Source organism: Novipirellula aureliae (assembly GCF_007860185.1).
GTDB lineage: Bacteria > Planctomycetota > Planctomycetia > Pirellulales > Pirellulaceae > Novipirellula_A > Novipirellula_A aureliae.
In genome coordinates, this window is sequence record NZ_SJPY01000001.1 from 484,326 (window position 1) to 501,118 (window position 16,793).

At 53.1% G+C, this 16,793-nt stretch carries 13 protein-coding genes and 1 pseudogene; 10 read left to right on the forward strand and 4 right to left on the reverse strand.

Translation table 11 applies throughout. The features are described from left to right. Positions 1 to 68: 68 nt before the first annotated feature. From Q31b_RS01895 to Q31b_RS01920, 6 genes are all read left to right on the forward strand, one after another. A complete protein-coding gene (locus Q31b_RS01895) occupies positions 69 to 251 on the forward strand; it encodes a hypothetical protein (protein ID WP_146597971.1) in 183 nt (60 codons plus the stop codon). Then, entirely contained in the window at positions 241 to 999 is a 759-nt protein-coding gene (locus Q31b_RS01900) for a cbb3-type cytochrome c oxidase N-terminal domain-containing protein (protein WP_146597972.1), read from the forward strand. Before Q31b_RS01895 ends, Q31b_RS01900 begins: the two co-directional genes overlap by 11 nt. A gap of 181 nt (positions 1,000 to 1,180) precedes the next feature. Beyond that, positions 1,181 to 2,638, forward strand: coding sequence for a cytochrome c oxidase accessory protein CcoG (ccoG, locus tag Q31b_RS01905; protein ID WP_146597973.1), 1,458 nt, complete (start codon positions 1,181 to 1,183; stop codon positions 2,636 to 2,638). A gap of 124 nt (positions 2,639 to 2,762) precedes the next feature. After that, the gene (locus Q31b_RS01910; RefSeq protein ID WP_146597974.1) at positions 2,763 to 3,311 is read left to right on the forward strand and encodes a FixH family protein; all 549 of its coding nucleotides are present in this window, start codon (positions 2,763 to 2,765) and stop codon (positions 3,309 to 3,311) included. A 2-nt stretch (positions 3,312 to 3,313) separates the two neighbouring features. Further along, positions 3,314 to 4,153, forward strand: coding sequence for a sulfite exporter TauE/SafE family protein (locus Q31b_RS01915; protein WP_146597975.1), 840 nt, complete (start codon positions 3,314 to 3,316; stop codon positions 4,151 to 4,153). Further along, positions 4,098 to 6,650, forward strand: coding sequence for a heavy metal translocating P-type ATPase (locus Q31b_RS01920; protein ID WP_146597976.1), 2,553 nt, complete (start codon positions 4,098 to 4,100; stop codon positions 6,648 to 6,650). The genes Q31b_RS01915 and Q31b_RS01920 overlap by 56 nt, the downstream gene beginning before the upstream one ends. A 5-nt stretch (positions 6,651 to 6,655) precedes the next feature. Here Q31b_RS01920 and rnhA read toward each other — a convergent pair whose 3' ends face one another. Both rnhA and Q31b_RS01930 read right to left on the reverse strand, forming a co-directional pair. Beyond that, positions 6,656 to 7,120: a ribonuclease HI gene (gene rnhA, locus Q31b_RS01925; protein ID WP_146597977.1), complete on the reverse strand. Its 465-nt coding sequence runs from the start codon at positions 7,118 to 7,120 to the stop codon at positions 6,656 to 6,658. 12 nt (positions 7,121 to 7,132) lie between these two features. After that, positions 7,133 to 8,989, reverse strand: coding sequence for a sensor histidine kinase (locus tag Q31b_RS01930; RefSeq protein WP_146597978.1), 1,857 nt, complete (start codon positions 8,987 to 8,989; stop codon positions 7,133 to 7,135). Between the two features lie 362 nt (positions 8,990 to 9,351). Between Q31b_RS01930 and Q31b_RS01935 the strand changes: the two genes are divergently transcribed. The 3 genes from Q31b_RS01935 (at position 9,352) to Q31b_RS01945 (ending at position 13,468) form a co-directional block, all read left to right on the forward strand. Continuing rightward, a complete protein-coding gene (locus Q31b_RS01935) occupies positions 9,352 to 11,181 on the forward strand; it encodes an SHD1 domain-containing protein (RefSeq protein ID WP_146597979.1) in 1,830 nt (609 codons plus the stop codon). Positions 11,182 to 11,532: 351 nt separating this feature from the next. Then, positions 11,533 to 13,161, forward strand: a complete 1,629-nt coding sequence (locus tag Q31b_RS01940) for a serine/threonine protein kinase (protein WP_146597980.1) — start codon at positions 11,533 to 11,535, stop codon at positions 13,159 to 13,161. Then, entirely contained in the window at positions 13,154 to 13,468 is a 315-nt protein-coding gene (locus Q31b_RS01945; RefSeq protein ID WP_146597981.1) for a hypothetical protein, read from the forward strand. Before Q31b_RS01940 ends, Q31b_RS01945 begins: the two co-directional genes overlap by 8 nt. A 374-nt stretch (positions 13,469 to 13,842) precedes the next feature. On the opposite strand, the gene Q31b_RS01950 is transcribed toward Q31b_RS01945, so the two are convergent. After that, positions 13,843 to 15,072 (reverse strand): pyrophosphate--fructose-6-phosphate 1-phosphotransferase, encoded by a 1,230-nt coding sequence (locus tag Q31b_RS01950; protein WP_146597982.1) that lies wholly within the window; start codon positions 15,070 to 15,072, stop codon positions 13,843 to 13,845. A 231-nt stretch (positions 15,073 to 15,303) separates the two neighbouring features. Further along, positions 15,304 to 15,448 (reverse strand): annotated as a pseudogene (locus Q31b_RS29535) (ArsR/SmtB family transcription factor); the annotation flags it as partial. Between the two features lie 188 nt (positions 15,449 to 15,636). Here Q31b_RS29535 and Q31b_RS01960 point away from each other — a divergent pair. Next, positions 15,637 to 16,713: a mannose-1-phosphate guanylyltransferase gene (locus Q31b_RS01960; RefSeq protein ID WP_146598703.1), complete on the forward strand. Its 1,077-nt coding sequence runs from the start codon at positions 15,637 to 15,639 to the stop codon at positions 16,711 to 16,713. Positions 16,714 to 16,793 lie beyond the last annotated feature (80 nt).

The window sequence follows — 16,793 nt, forward strand, 5'->3', positions numbered from 1 at the left end:
GGGGCACAGATACCCAGGCTAGAAGCCTAGGCTACGATGATGAACCTTTTATTAGAAGTACTTTATTCATGTTAACTGACGTAATTCGAGGGATTGACTACAGCGATTGTGCCGAGATGGCGCTGGTGTTGTTTTGTTTCGCCTTCGGTTTGATGTTCCTTGCCACGATGCGATTATCGCGAAACGCGACCGATCGAATGGCCGCCATTCCGCTATCCGATAATGTGGAGACCCCTCGCGATGAATTCTGACAAAACCAGCTCAACGGACGGAACGCAGCAAGACGAAATCGTCGGGCATATCCCTGACGATCCGCTTACCGGTCATGCTTACGACGGGATCCAAGAGTTTGATAATCCACTACCCGGATGGTGGAAATGGATGTTTATTGGATCGATCTTTTTTGCCTTCCCCTATTGGGCTTTCTATCATGGTGGAGCGGAAGGCCGAACGGTCGAAGCACGCTACGATCAAGCTCTCGCTGCAAACATTCGTCTACAATTCGAAGAGATTGGGGAACTGAAACTCGATCGCCCCACCGTGCTCAAGTACTTGTACGAACCCTCGTGGTTACGAGTGGGGCAAACGGTTTTCAAAACGCATTGCGTTTCCTGTCATGGTGCGGATGGCGGCGGTTTGGTGGGTCCGAATTTGACCGATGATGAGTATAAAAACATAAAGGACATTGGCGATTTTCTAAACGTTCTTCAGAATGGTGCAGCGGGTGGAGCGATGCCAGCGTGGAAGAATCGTTTATCCGCAAACGAAATTCTGTTGGTATCGAGCTATGCCGCAAGTTTGCGGGGCACCGAACCGGCATCGGGCAAGAATCCTGAAGGACGGACGATCGCTCCGTGGCCTGATGCGCCTTCCGAAGATGCCGAAGCTTCGAAGGAAGCCGAATCACCCGAGGCTGAGTCGCCCGAGGCCGAATCACCCGAGGCCGAATCACCCGAGGCCGAATCACCCGAAGCCGAATCACCTAAAGACAATGCCTAGTGCATTGTCAGCATTGAACGTAGCGTAGTGGGTCTGCGTAGTGGATCTGCGTAGTGGATCTTGATAAAGATCCTTGTTCCATGGGGATCTTTAACAAGATCCACTATCGCCAGCCCCGTTCTTATCCAAGACAAACCGTTAGGCAACTTTTAAGCGCGCTCGAGCGTGCGAGAACACCAATATGAGTACTTCCTCGCCACGTGGCGACCTACCCGTTGTCGACAAATCGGACAATGGAAAAACGAACGCAGAGCAATCCGCGATGCTGGAGGCGCCGGAGCATGTATTGAGCACGCTTGAGCAAGATGGAACCCGGCGTTGGTTGCGCCCGAAGTTGTCGACGGGTTATTGGTGGAAACGTCGCCGCTCGGTCGCATACGCATTGATCGCATTTTTCGTAGCCCTTCCACATGTGCGAATTGGCGGGATGCCGCCTGTCTTGTTGGATGTCCCGTCGCGTCGCTTCGTTTTCCTGGGCCATACGTTCCTGCCCACCGATACCCTGCTGTTGGCACTCGTCATGCTCGGCGGTTTTTTGACGATCGTTCTAGCGACCGCGCTGAGCGGTCGGGTGTGGTGTGGTTGGGCGTGTCCGCAAACGGTTTACATGGAGTATCTGTTTCGCCCCATCGACCGCTTGTTCGAAGGGACGGTTGGCAAAGGCGGTAAGCCGAAGAACAAGATCGAAGGTTGGCGTTGGTTTGCCCGATTTGCAGTCTATTTAGTTCTCTGCATGGTGCTTGCCCATACGTTTTTGGCCTACTTTGTCGGTACGGATCAACTGGCGATTTGGTTGACGGGTTCACCATTTGATCATCCGGTTGCCTTCTTGGTCATGGGAGCTGTAACCGCCTTGATGATGTTCGATTTTTTGTATTTTCGAGAACAAACCTGCTTGATCGCTTGTCCTTATGGACGCTTTCAATCGGTGATGCTCGATCGGCAAAGTTTGATTGTTGCCTACGACCCGAATCGGGGCGAGCCACGAAAGAAGGGAAAGCGAGTTGAAGGGGATGGGCTTGGAGATTGTGTCGCTTGCAACCAATGTGTTGTCGTCTGTCCGACCGGAATCGATATTCGCGATGGTTTGCAGTTAGAGTGCATCAACTGTACCCAGTGCATCGATGCATGCGACGATGTGATGACCAAGGTCCATAAGCCGACCGGATTGATTCGTTATAGTTCGCAAGACGCGTTGGCGGGAAAGCCACCGAAGGTTTTTCGATTGCGAACGGTTGCTTACCCACTTTTGCTATTAGCGGTAGGCATCGGCTTTTTCGCCGTTTTGTCGACCAAATATGCGTTCGATGCCCGCTTGATCCGAGGTAAGGGAATGCCGTTTACGCGGCAAGATCAAGGGACGATTAGTAACCAATTCCGTCTTCGTCTCGTTAATCGGACCAACGAGACGCGAACCTACACGGTGGAAATGATGGACCCAGTATCGGCAACGATACACGAGATCGAGGCGGAAAAAACGAAACTCGAAAGCAACGGTACGACGCTGGTTCCGCTAATGATCGAAATTCCGACGAAAGCGTTTGGCCCAGCCGGCAACGCCGATGGTAGAATACGAGTTACCGATGATGCCGGAAATGAGCGACTTTTAAGAATGCAGCTATTAGGCCCCCGGCGATAGTCGCTCGTTCGCATCAAGACGGATCATGTAGTGGATCTTGTTAAGGATCCCTCATCGCAAGGGATCTTTCGCAAGATCCACGAGGGGGTGCGGCGAAGCCGCTTTCAGTTAAAGGTTCAAACGAATGAAAAATGAAAAAGTTAGTCGTGAGTCAAATCGGATTGCGAACCATAAAGCAGCCCTACGCTGGGGTGGCTTCGTGGTCGCGCTTCTCACCGTGCAAGTGCTCGTTGGTGTCTATGCCATCTACCTTGCCTCCGGCGATCCATCGGTCGCGGCACTTCCGAATTACTATGAAAACGCATTGAACTGGGACGAAAAGGTCAAGGCGGAGGCGTTTTCAAGAGAACTCGGTTGGACGTTGGTTCTGGGGGCAATCGAAGATGGCGGCACGGTAGGGCTCCAGGGGAAATTGACGGACAAAGATGGCTCGCCCGTCTCGATCGCTTCGGGAACGATCGAGTTGTATCATCACGCGCGGGCTTCCGAGATCGATCAGATCAGGCTGAAACCGAGTTCCGAGGGGACCTTCGGCATCGTCGGTTGCTTGCCGACCGACGGTTTGTGGCAAGTCAATGGAAAATTCACAAATGGTGATGGAACCGAGTTTGTAGACTCGCGAGTATTGATGGTCCATTCGTCGAATCAAAGATCCACACCGCAAGGGGGTTAGAAGTGTTTACGTTGGGAATGGCTGTGTTTGTCGCTAGCCTTCTGGGTAGTTTACACTGCATTGGAATGTGTGGCCCGCTGGCGCTTTGGGTCACCGGTGGCGGTTCGAGCCGATCGACGATTGTCTCCTACCACCTGGGCCGATTAACGACTTATATGATTGCCGCAGTCGCCGCAGGGATTCTGGGTGCGGCCGTTTCGTTCGGTGGAGAGATGGTTGGTTTTCAATCAGCCGCGGCAATCATCGCAGGGTCCTTGTTGATTGCGGTGGGGCTCTATCGATTGGCTCAGCTCCATCCAAAGTTCAGCACACTGTTTGCCTTCTCCACAACGGGACCATCCAAGGTGGCGAGCGTTTTGCAAAGGTTCAAGCCACTGATTGAACGGCGTGGCCGGAATGGCAAAGCTTATCTCGGCGGCTTGATTACGACTTGGCTTCCCTGTGGTTGGTTGTATCTGTTTGTTTTGGTGGCCGCTGGGACGGGAGGGCTATTGCCTGCGATCGTTGTCATGTTTTCTTTCTGGGTCGGCACCCTGCCAGCATTGACCGCAATCCTTGTGGGTGCCCGGTCGTTGACCCCACGGCTGCGCGGGATGCTTCCGATCGCGGCCAGCATTCTGCTGATTGTGACGGGACTCTACACGGTCACCGGACGCGCGGCCGTCGATGTTTCCTCGCTCGTCGCGCCGACGATGGCAGGCGATTTGTCCGCAAGCTCGATGGTCGATTTGAAGAACGAACCGCTGCCGTGTTGTTCCGGTGAAGCGGTGGAGGAAGCCGGCGTTGATGCTGAGGAGCCGCCATGCTGCGATGCGGAAAGTGACGATGAACCGGACGATTGACGAGTCGAAGACGGAAGTAGCGGCGGAGGGAACGGTCGAATGTGCCCATTGTGGATTGCCTTCGCCACGGCCTCGCGATGAGTCGGAACCCGCATTCTGCTGTAACGGGTGCCGCGGTGCATGGCAATTGATTCACGGTTGGGGCTTAGAAGATTTCTACGCGCTTCGTGATTGTGATCCGAACGAAACGTTTGCCGAAAAGAACCATCGTACATTCGAGGATTTGGATGACCCGAAGTTGTTGCTTCCATCGGTTGTCAAAACGGTTAGCGGACCCGATGGTATTTCGCTTGCCAAAGTGCGGTTGTCGATCAGCGGGCTACATTGTGCGGCCTGTTCCTGGCTGATCGAACAAACGCCGAACCATGTCATTGGCTGGTACTCCGCTGAAGTCCAAATGCATTCGCGATCGGTCGAATTGCTCTACGATCCGTCGTTGATTCGGCTTAGTGAACTCGGACAACTGCTCGATCGGATTGGGTATCGGGTCCAACCGTACGATCCGTCGAGCGAGCGGGACGCCAGTGACCAGGAGAGCCGTCAATTGTTGGTCGAGGTAGCGATTGCCGGATTTTGCGCTGCCAATGCAATGTGGATTGCGGTCGCTCTCTATGCTGGAACGTTTACCGGGATCGCCGATTCGCATCGTGGCCTTCTGCGCCTTGTCGGTGTCGGTTTGGGGGCACTCGCAGTGCTCATCCCTGGGCGTCTTTTTATGCGTGGGGCATGGGCATCGTTGCGGATGAGAATTCCGCACATGGACCTGCCCGTTGCGGTAGGACTTTTGGCTGGATTGGTCGCCAGTATCTACGGCTTGTTCGTCCCGGCATCGGAGATCTATTTCGACTCGATTGCGACGCTCGTGTTTTTTCTACTTGTCGGTCGTTGGATTCAACTTCGGCAACAACATAACGCCGGTCGCTCAATCGCCGCACTCTTGAACCTCACACCTGCTGCAGCAACCCGTGTCGATAAGCAGGATGGAGTTGGGCAGGATGGACTGGTGCGTGTACCTGTGCGAGAGATCGTTCTTGGTGACGTGGTGAAAGTTGGACCGGGTGAGAGTATTCCGGTCGATGGGGTGGTAACGCAAGGGGAATCGTACGTCGATCGATCCCTGTTAACCGGCGAGAGTCGGCCGATTGCGATCGGTGTTGGCGACACGGTTGAAGCGGGAACGGATAACCTCGAATCGGACATTTTGATTTGCACGACCGCGACTGGAGGACAAACGCGGCTTGGCGAATTATCACAAACCGTTGCATCGGCAGCTGCAAGTAAAACGCCGATCGTTCAGTTGGCGAATCGGATTGGTGGCTGGTTCGTCTGCATCATTTTGACATTGGCCATGATTACCGCCATCGTTTGGTGGCAAATCGATTCCTCGGTCGCCTTGAGTCACAGCGTTGCCTTGTTGATCGTTGCTTGTCCATGTGCTTTGGCATTGGCAACCCCATTGGCGATCGCAGTCGCCGTCGGCCGACTTGCCGAACGCCGGATCCTGGTTCGTAGCGGTGATTCCATTGAACAACTGGCAAAGCCGGGAACGATTTTTTTTGATAAGACCGGCACGTTGACGCAAGGCCGAATGCAGGTGACCGATTGGTTCGGCGATGAGGAAACGCTTTGCATCGCTGCGATGGTGGAAGCGAAGGTTGGCCACCCGATCGCGCGAGCGATTGTCAGCTATGCGAAAGCAAACACAAAGATTGAGATGCGAGACAATACGGTCGTTACGAATGTTATCAATCGAGTTGGCATCGGTGTCGAAGCCGAGATGGATCAGTCGCGTTACCGAATCGGAAGTGTCAAATGGTTATCGATCGATGAGGTACGAAAGAGTGTTGCCCAGCAATCGAGGATCGACTCGATTTTGAATTCCGGTTCGACTCCCATTGTTGTGCTACGTGACTCCGAATTGGTTGCCGTTTTAGGCGTCAGTGATCCGCTTCGCAGCGAAGCGGTCGAAGTGATCGGAAGGTTACGATCGTCGCAGTGGAAGGTATCGATTTTGTCGGGCGATCATCAAGCGATTGTTCGCTCGGTTGCTGCGAAATTAGGAGTCCCCGAGGAATACGCACTGGGTGCACAAACGCCTGAGCAAAAATTGTTGGCCATTCAAAACGCGAAGGGAAATGGTCCTGTCGTGATGGTCGGCGATGGTGTCAACGACGCCGCAGCATTGGCAGCAGCCGACGTCGGCGTGGCACTTAGAGGGGGGGCAAACGCATCGCTAGCTGCGGCACCGGTATTGATTGGTAACAGTCATCTCGGTGGCATCGTTACCTTGATCACTTCCGCAAAACGGACCGTTCGCTGCATTCGTGATAACTTTATTGTTTCGATTAGCTACAATGCGGTTGCCGCGGTCTTGGCAATGACGGGTGTGATCAGTCCATTGATTGCAGCGGTATTGATGCCGATTAGTTCGTTAACGGTCTTGACCATGACATTGGCAACTCCAACGGTTTCGCCGAGTCAAAGTGTTGAGACATAGTTGGCTTATTTCACCGGACGATGTAGATATTTTTGGTAGGCTTCCACGGCTAGCTTGTCGCAGCGTTCATTTTCGACGTGACCATCATGTCCTTTGACGTGATTGAAAACGATCTTGTGCTTTTGCAACAGTTTGTCGAGGGCACGCCATAGTTCTTCGTTCTTGATCGGGACGAGTTTTGAACCGTCTTTGCGTTTCCAACCTCGTTTTTTCCAACCTGCCATCCAACTACTGATGCCTTGGCCGACGTAGGTGCTGTCAGCATGTAGGGTGACTTCGCACGGTTCCTGGAGCGCTTCCAAGCCTCGGATCACGGCGGTCAACTCCATCTTGTTGTTGGTCGTATCGGGTTCCCCGTCGCTGCGCTCAAGTTCTTTGTCCGTTTTGGGGCAACGAAGAATAAAGGCCCATCCGCCTGGTCCGGGATTACCGCTGCAGGCACCATCGGTAAAAAGGTCAACTTGTTTCATGCTATCTATCGGTTATCGGTTATCGGTTTTGGGTTGTTCGGTGATCGAGCGTTTGGCGCCGGAGGTTGGCAACGGGGCAGGCGACAAGAGTGTTGAAGCGAGCAGGTTATCGTTAGCGATTTGCTCGTTCAGCCGCCAGGGCAATGTTACCCAAAAGGTGCTACCATGTCCGAGCTCGCTTTCAAAGTCAACTTCGCCACCGAGTAGTTTCGCCAACTCTTTGACGATCGATAAACCTAATCCAGTGCCTGAAAATTCGCGAGTCAGTCCTTCATTGTTTAGTACGTTTTGACTCTGACGAAATTTTTGGAAAATGATTGGTTGATCTTCTTCGGCGATTCCGACGCCGGTGTCTTTGACGAGTAAACGAAACTTTCCGTTTTGCTTGTCCTCGACTCGCACCGTGATCATGCCGCCTTCGGGGGTGAACTTGATTGCGTTACTGAGTAGGTTGTTGATAATTTGGCCGAGCTTGTTTTGATCTTGGTAAGCTTTGGGCAATTCGTCGGAGGTGTCGATGGTCAGCGAAATATTCTTTTCTTCGGACAATGAATGAATCATATCGCATTGGGCTGAAACCAAGCGTCCGACATCGAATTCGCTACAGCGCAGCTCCATCTTTCCTGCTTCGACTTTGGCCAGATCGAGAATGTCGTTAATCATTTCAAGCAGTAGCCGGCCACTCTTTTGAATGTTGGCGGCGTAGCGGCGTTGTTTGTCATTGAGAGAATCAATTCCCGCCAGGACTTCCGAAAAGCCGATGATACTGTTGAGCGGCGTTCGTAACTCGTGACTCATGTTGGCCAAGAAGTCACTTTTGAGACGGTTTGCTTCGTAGAGTTGCAGGTTCAATTGAGCGAACTGGTCAACGCGAGCATCGAGTTCCCGGTTCACTTCTTGAATCTTGTCTTGCGTTTCGGTCAAGTGACGAAGCATTCGATTAAACGCATCGGCTAGTTCACGAAACTCGTCTTCGGTATCGATCGTGGCACGTTGGTTGGTATCCCCATGCGTGATCGCGTCACTGACGTCTCGAAGATGATAGAGCGGCTGCAAGACCAGGAAGCGAACAATCGCATGCAGGACGAAGAGCGTCGCAGCAATGATCGCCATCGCCAAGGCAATCACGATCGCGCGAATCCATGTGGTTTGATCGTGAGTCTCTTTATAGGGCATGCTGATCCGAAAAACGCGATACGGATATTGAGACGCCAACTTCACCGGATCATCATTGGGCGATGTCGAGATCGAGCCGCCGGAAGGGCTATGGCAGGACAAAACGCAGGTCGGCTTGAAGAAAACCGGATAGTAATAGATGTAGCGGTCATCGATCGGACCGTCTTCGGCAAACACGGTCGTACCCAGTAGTCCGATTCGGCTCATCGCCTCGTTGTCCCCTAGATCGAGCGGACGTTCGATATCGGGTCGGTCTTCGCCAATTTGTCGTGACAACCAAGCACGGTACTGCGGTTCGAGCTGCTCGAGCCTCAATAATTCGTGCTCCGTCTCGGGCTGGGCGATCGCGGGCAAGTTCTCGTACGGAATCGAATCTTGCAACGCCAATACTTGAAAGTCGATTTGATCGTTGAGTAGCTCTGTTCTTAGTCCGCCAAGGATGAGTTCGACGCGAGAGACCTTCTCGTTGGGGACTTCGGAGGCCCATTCCGCGTCGCTATGCAACATGTAAAGTTCAGCAGCCGCATAGTCGCGAGCCCGCTGCTGGGTCGTATTGGTGACCAACCGCTTGGCGAGTAATTGAACGACGAAGAATGCGGCGCACATCAGGACCAGAATCGCTGAACCAAAAAAGAGCAGACATTTCCGCTCGAGGCTCATCGATGCGAAAACGCCCTTGATGAAGCGAAACATAGAGACGCGGCTATTTGAGGGATGTTGGATGTTTGGGGGGCGGAAGTCGCCAAGACTTGCGGATTTTCAGGATCGTTGCGGGTCTAGTTTGACAAATTTTCGCTCTCAGCGGCACCCAAGTATTTTAGAGTGAAAAAGGCAAACATTTCGATCCTTATAACTGGCAAAACCGTTTTTTGCGACTAAAGTCCTTAAATTAACCATCCAGCGCTGCTTGCCGGAGCAACAAGTCGTAACTAGCATGGACGGTTGATGAAATAGGTGCCCTGGCTTCCAAAACACGCAGAAAGCTGGGAATTCGCATGCTCACCTGTGTAAACCGCACGTAACCCATACCGTCTTCGTATGGAGGAGACAGCTTTATGAACCGCACGGCCCGAACCATTTTCCGCTTTAGTACCGTTGGTACGCTCACGTTAATCTTGGGCATCAGCCCGGCATCGGCAGGCTGGCTTCTACATCATATGCGATGTGGCTCACGTGCCAACGAGTGCTGCGAGCCGATTGTATGTTGCCCTCCTGCACCGGTATGCTGTCCAGCACCGGTCGTTTGCTGTCCCCCGCCCGTCGTTGGCAATTCCTGTGATTACGGCGTGGTTGACATGGGTGTGGTCGATTATGGAGCTGTCGATAGGAGCATGGCAGTACCGAGTGGCGAAGTGATTTACGATTCTCAGCCGCTGCCATCCGCTCCTTCACAAGAGAGTGAGATTCCGTCCAACCAGCAAAATGAATTTGAAAGTTCTAGCGACAGCGATTCGGCTCCACCATCGCCTTTCGAAGAGCAAGCGGCTCAATCCGAGACGCCTGCGGACAATACGGAAATGGAAGCTTCGGCCACAGAGCCGGACGTAGATCCGGAAACGGACTCGCCTTCGTCTCCATCGACCGAAGAACCGGCGGCGGATGATTTGTTTGGCGGTGCTGAGATGGAAGTTGAGCCCGAAATGGAAAGCCCTTCGCTGGACGAACCGGTCGCGGAGCCAGACAATTCTGATGACCTATTCGGCAATCCACCTGCGGATGAGATGCCCGAATCCGTCATGCCCGAAACCGAGATGCCCGAAGCTGAGATGCCTGAAACCGAGATGCCTGAAACCGAGATGCCCGAAGCGGAGATGCCCGAAGCGGAGATGCCTGAATCCGTCATGCCCGAGCCCGTCATGCCCGAACCTGCGTTTCCTGAATCGGAAGGTGACAGCGGCATGGATGACTTGTTCGGCAACCCAGCCGACAACGAGGCACCGGCAAACAGCGGTGGCTCGGATGATTTGTTCGGCGATCCCCCCGCTGGAAATGAAGCCCCAGCCGACGGCGGTGGCATGGACGATTTGTTCGGCGATCCCCCCGCTGGAAATGAAGCCCCAGCCGACGGCGGTGGCATGGACGATTTGTTCGGCGATCCCCCCGCTGGAAATGAAGCCCCAACCGATGGCGGTGGCATGGACGATTTGTTCGGCGATCCGCCTGCTGGAAATGAAGTCCCAACCGATGGCGGTGGCATGGACGATTTGTTCGGCGATCCGCCTGCTGGAAATGAAGCCCCAGCCGACGGCGGTGGCATGGACGATTTGTTCGGCGATCCGCCTGCAGTCGAAGAAGTTCCAACCGATGGCGGTGGCATGGACGATTTGTTCGGTGATCCGCCTGCAGTCGAAGAAGTTCCAACCGATGGCGGTGGCATGGACGATTTGTTCGGTGATCCGCCTGCAGTCGAAGAAGTCCCAACCGATGGCGGTGGCCTGGACGATTTGTTCGGTGATCCACCCGCCGTCGAAGAAGCACCAGCCGATGGCGGTGTGGACGACCTATTTGGAATGCCGACGTCAAGCGATGATTCCGGTGACTTCGACGATCTATTTGGTCGGAGCGACCGTGAAGCCGATTCAGACCAAATGACTCAACGAGACTCGCGTCGTATGGGTGAGAGATTGGTTGTCACTGAAAAGCAATTTCCGCCTCACTTCTCGCTGCAAGAAACCTCGGTGCGAGTTTGGATCGACAACACCTCCACCTTCCGAACCGAAGGTCGTTTGATTGAAATTTATGATGGTTTCGTACGCTTGCGAAAGACCAACGGAAAGACTTGCTCGGTTCCAATGTCACGAATGTGCGATGCGGACCGTGCATATGTTGAATCGATCAAAAACCAGATCGAAACGTCACGCGTAGCGATGTTGACTAGCAAGTAAGCTCGGATCCGAGTTTCGAACGCAAACCGAACGGATGACAAAATCGCTTGTCCGTTCGGTTTTTTGTTGCCATCGCCTAAAGATGCTGAGGGAAGCCTGAAGTCGAATCCTCCAGCGAGTGGGAATTCGCGATTCAGCTGTGAGATCATTTGCGAGACAACCCGCAGGCGGCGGTCCGATTTGAAACGGCGAAATTACGGAGATGGCGGAACGGTCAAGGCGGTTTTGAGACAATACGAGGCTGACAAGGCGGTCTTTCTGTCTCATTTGCTCGACCAGAATCCATCCGCTTGATTTTGGTATACTCGATATCTCGGCAACTCTTTTCCACTACCTCTCGATCTGAATGCTATGCCCCGCAGTCGTTTAGGCCCTTTGGCAATCGAAGCAAAACTTGGCGATTTTCCGTCGCAAAGTTGTGTTTGGCGAGCGATTCACGTCAAACTCAAACGGTCGGTCGCCGTCAAAGTCTTTTCGTCTCCCTTTGGTGCGACCCCCGAGGTTAGGACCGACTTCGCATCGGAATGGGAAACGTTGAAAACCCTTTCTCATCCTGCGCTCGTTCGATGCTACGGAGGTGGTTTCGAAAACAACGACGCCTACTTGGCCTACGAGCTTGTTGATGGTGAAACGTTGGCTTCCCATTTGGAGCGGAAATCGAGGATGTCGTGGGAATCGGTTCTCGAACTGGCCGAACCGCTCGTTGATGCTCTACGATATCTCCACGAGCATTCAATCCAATATGCGGCAATCCAGCCGGATAAAATCATGATCGCTGGACTCAGCCCGATTCTGATTGATACTCGAGTCAATCGGTTTGGCACCAGTATGAAAACATCACGTCCACCGACCGTTCAAGAGATCGCACTGCGCCCACCCGAACTACTTCGAGATCCTGCATTGGTTAGTAACCGATCGGACCTTTATTCGCTCGGGGCCACATTGTACTTTGCCTTGACCGGGCGGATGCCAATCCAAGGAGAGACGGTCGAAGAGGTGATGGAGAATGTTGCCAATCAAAAGCCGGTTTCGCCGGCATCCTTGGTAATGGATTGTCCGGTTTGGCTCGACAAGCTGATTATGCAACTATTGGAAAAAGACCCTGCCAAGCGTCCCTTTGGAGCACCAGCGGTGACGTTGGCGTTGGCAGAAGTGCGTCGCAGAAGCATGTCTAAAACCGGGGTGGCCGAACATGCGTCGAGCGGTTTTAGTCCGCTCAGCGTGACCGATCAAAAGGATCGAGATGAAGCGAGAACGTTGCTCGGACGACACTTGGTTCGCGAACAAGCGATCCCCGATGCCACCGTTTGGCATGACAAACCGTGGGTCCTGGTTGGAGCGCTCGTCATGATTCTCGGGTTGTTGGCTTATTTGGTTTGGCCTCTTAGCGAAAATCAAATGCGCTCTCGCGCCGAGGAATTGTTGACACGAGATACCCAATCATCGCTCAATCAAGCCAAAGTCAATTTCCTGCGTCCGATGCTCAATCGGTTCCCCGATGGAGAACACGCCGATTGGGCGGCAGAACAGATTGATCGCGTCGATATGCTGCAGGCGGAACACGCTTTATCAGTCAAGCTAAAACGAAATTTGCCGATCCGAAACGAAGGCGAACGCTTGCTAGCGGAGGCACAAAAATTTGAGCGATTCGGTGATACCGCAACCGCACTCGATCAATATCGAAGCATGTTGACGCTACTCGGCGATGACGAGAAGTATCGACCCTATGTCAATTTGGCCCGCCGACAAATCGCCAAGATTGAAACCCAATCGGTTGCCAAAGATGAGGCGGCGATCATGATCCAAGCAAAACTTGACCAAGCCGATCAATCGATGCTGCGTGGCAATGTCGTTGCGGCAAGAGAAATTTGGTATAGCATTATCGATCTTTATAGAAATAACGCCAACGTCGCACCGCTTGTGGAGAAAGCTCAAACGCGAATTCGCGAAAACCAAACCCCATCGGATACCAATGAATGAATCGCAAGCTAGTTCCATTGGTAAGGTAGGAACCGAATCAGTGATCGAAGCCAAATTGGCGAATCAAGATTCGGTGACGACCGCAGCGGCATCCGAAAGCTATCTGCAAAGCCGGATGGCGGTACTCGGTATGCTGTTTCTGGTCACTGGAGCTCTCGGAATACCGCTATTGTGGATGAACAAACGTTTTTCAACACGCGAGCGAGTCGTATGGGCGGTTGTCGTATCGATTTACACCGCCGCACTGCTCTACTTCACCTACATCCTATGCATGTGGAGTTATCACCGAATCGTTGGGATCGCTTAGGCTTGACCGTCGTAGCGGAAGCTGTCGAGATCTCCGCTCTTTTTTTTGGGGGGACGAGACTCACTAGACGAGACTCACTGGACGAGGCTTTTTGGACGAGGCTTTTTGGACGAAGCTGAATCGTCCACTTCGACGCGGAAGGAAGGAGTGACTCCTGGCGATAGCAGAATCGTTTCTCCGAAACCATTCGCCGGATCGACCGCGAATGGGAGGTTTAGTTGTTGGCAGTCGTTGCGAACCTCCCTCGGCTCTCCAAGCGGAAAGCGTTTACGGTTAGGAAGCGAAGACGGGATCGATTCGATCCATGGATACTATCCGAGATGGCGATCGGAGCGAGAGCGCCGCCTCAAGGCTTGCTGAAAAGCAACAGCGTGCTATGCGTGCACGGTTTCGAGTTTTTCGCCTTTCGGTTGATGGATCGCGGACAAAAGCTCGCCAAACCAAGTGCAATCGATATTAAATGCTTTGCCGCCTTTGATGCGTTCGAACTCGATCGCGCGAAGTTCGTCACCCCGATCTTGGTCTTCACCGATCACACCGCCTTCGCCAATCAACGCACAATCGACCGCCTTCTCGGCACAGCGGGCGATGAGATCGATATCTTCGGCATTGGCACGAGCCGCACGGCTGTAGTAGCCACTTTTTTGAATCAAGGTTTTTTCGGCACCAATCAACTTGGCAAATTGTTTACCGAACCATTTCCCAGGGTTCACACTATCGAGCTTGTAATGACCGAAGGCGTCCTTGGGGACTTCCTTACCACGTGATTCCATTTCTTCGACGATCGTGTCGACGCCTGCGCCTTCCGAGATAAAAATGTTCACGCAGTCGAACTCATCCATCACTTTTCGAAGTCGTTCTGCTTCACTATCCAAATTGAAGTGCATTTCGGGCACGTAAACCCCATGGACCTCTTTTCGTTCGCGACTCAAGCCTGTTTCAGGCAAAAAGTCGAGCGCTTCGAGCCGTTCGCGATATTTTTCAGCTGTCGCTGCGGTCAACCATCCGCAATTGCGTCCCATCACCTCATGCACGATCAACATGCGTGGATTGGCGTTGTGTTCGGCAACCACATTTTCGAAGAACCGAGCACCCTGTTCCGCAGCCGTCCAAGCGCCGAGGCTTTGACGAATGGGAATCACATCATTGTCGATCGTCTTCGGCAAACCGACGACGGTCAACTCATAATCATTCTTCGCCAGGAATGCAGCTAAATCCGCTGCCGTCGTATTTGTATCATCGCCGCCGATTGTATGCAGGACATCGACACGGTCACGGCGTAATTGCTCAGCAGCGACTTCAAGTGGATCATCGCCGGGCTGAACCAATTGCCGTTTCACACAATCATCGATGTTGGTCAACTTGACACGGCTATTTCCGATCGGACTGCCACCATGTTGGTGCAACACCTTTGCCTTATCACGGATCGCTTGAGTCACCAAAAAACTGTCGCCGAGTAGCAATCCTTTGTACCCTGAGCGGTAGCACAAAATCTCGACCTCGGGTGCCTTTTCGGTATAACTCTCGATCAAGGCGCCGATAGCGGACGACAAGCAAGGCGCGAGGCCCCCTGCGGTAAGGATTCCAACTCGTTTGACAGACATATCTCTCGACTCCGATACGACGGGGAAAAAATGTGAGTTTCTATTTTCAGGAAGATCGGCGTTTTGGTAAAGGCAAAGAATCGTCCGAACGGGCTATCGAAGAGAAGATCGCCCGCACGCCGGTTCTGCGGCGTGCCAACTCGCCCTAGAAGAAGCGTTTGTGACGATTTGATGTTGAGGTCGAGGCTTTCGCCGATTTCAACGACAGCGAAAATCGGCCAAAGCTTGGACGCCAACCGTATAGCATCCGTAAAGTAGCATTTGGGCCATCCGCAATCGGACCGGATGAGCGATGGTTTTTCGGGCACTCGGCGGCTTCAGAAAACGAGGCTGAGCCGCTGCGAGATTTCTCCGACACTTCAGCGTTCAGCGGCATTCGTTTGATGATTCCCCTTTTTCGCCACGCTTGAACTCCCGTCGAGTCGTCCAAGGATCGAGCCCTACCGACGACTCGCTCCTCTGAAACTTACCCTAAACCGCTTGTCGATCCAGCTTTTCATCGTCTACGCTTGGGTGGATCCAACGACTCATTCCACATTCACTTTTCAATGGCGGACGATTTTTATGCTACACGCAATCATAATGGCAGGTGGTAGCGGCACTCGGTTTTGGCCCGCCAGCCGCCAGCTTCGCCCCAAACAACTGCTCAACCTGCACGGCGACCGATCGATGATCCAATCGACGCTTGACCGACTCGGAAATTTGGTGGCACCCGAGCAGCAGATGATTATTACCGGCAAAGTGCTTGTCGATGCGATTGCCGAGCAGTTACCAGAATTGCCGAAGCAGAATATTGTCGGAGAGCCATGTCGCCGCGACACCGCCCCGTGCATCGGTTTGGCCGCTGCATTGGTGCAGCATCAAGATCCCGATGCTGTGATGGCGGTGATGCCATCGGATCATGTCATTACCTCGCCTGAACGTTTTCAAGCAGCACTCAAAACGGGTGAGAAACTGATTCAAGAGGACCCAAGCCGAATTGTCACATTCGGAATTCGCCCCGACTATCCCGCCGAATCATTCGGATATATCGAACGAGCAATCGCGATCGAAAACAGCGAAGCTGCCGTTTTTCAAGTCAAACAGTTCCGCGAAAAGCCGAATCGAGAAACCGCTCAGGCGTATTTGGACGCAGGCACGTTCTACTGGAACGGCGGTATCTTTCTATGGAAAGCTTCCACGATCCTCAAGGCTTTGCAGGAAAACGCCCCTGAGATTTATGCTCACATCGATGCGATTGCCAAACGCATCGGCCAAGACGATTATCCCCAAGTGTTGGAGCGAGAGTTCGCTGCGATCGAAGGCAAGTCGATCGACTACGCTGTGATGGAAACCTATCCGAACGTGGTTGTCATTGAAGCGGATTTTCCCTGGGACGATGTCGGCAGTTGGCAAGCACTATCCCGGCTGCACGAGCCAGACGAAGACGGCAATACGGTCGTTGGTTCCCATGTCGCCATCGACTCAAGTGGCTGTATCATCCACTCAACAGGCGAGCACACGATCGTCACCATCGGACTCGACGACATGATTGTCGTTCAAACGCCCGACGCAACCTTGGTCGCTCCAAAACACGCCGAAGAACGAGTCCGAGAAGCTGTCAAAGCCCTCGCCGAGCGCGGGCTCGATGGGTTGCTTTAGATCCGGTTTAGGTGCGTAAAAAAATGGGAGGCAAAAAGTTCAATCAAGCATATTTTGCCTATTCAGATCGGTGAGTGTTT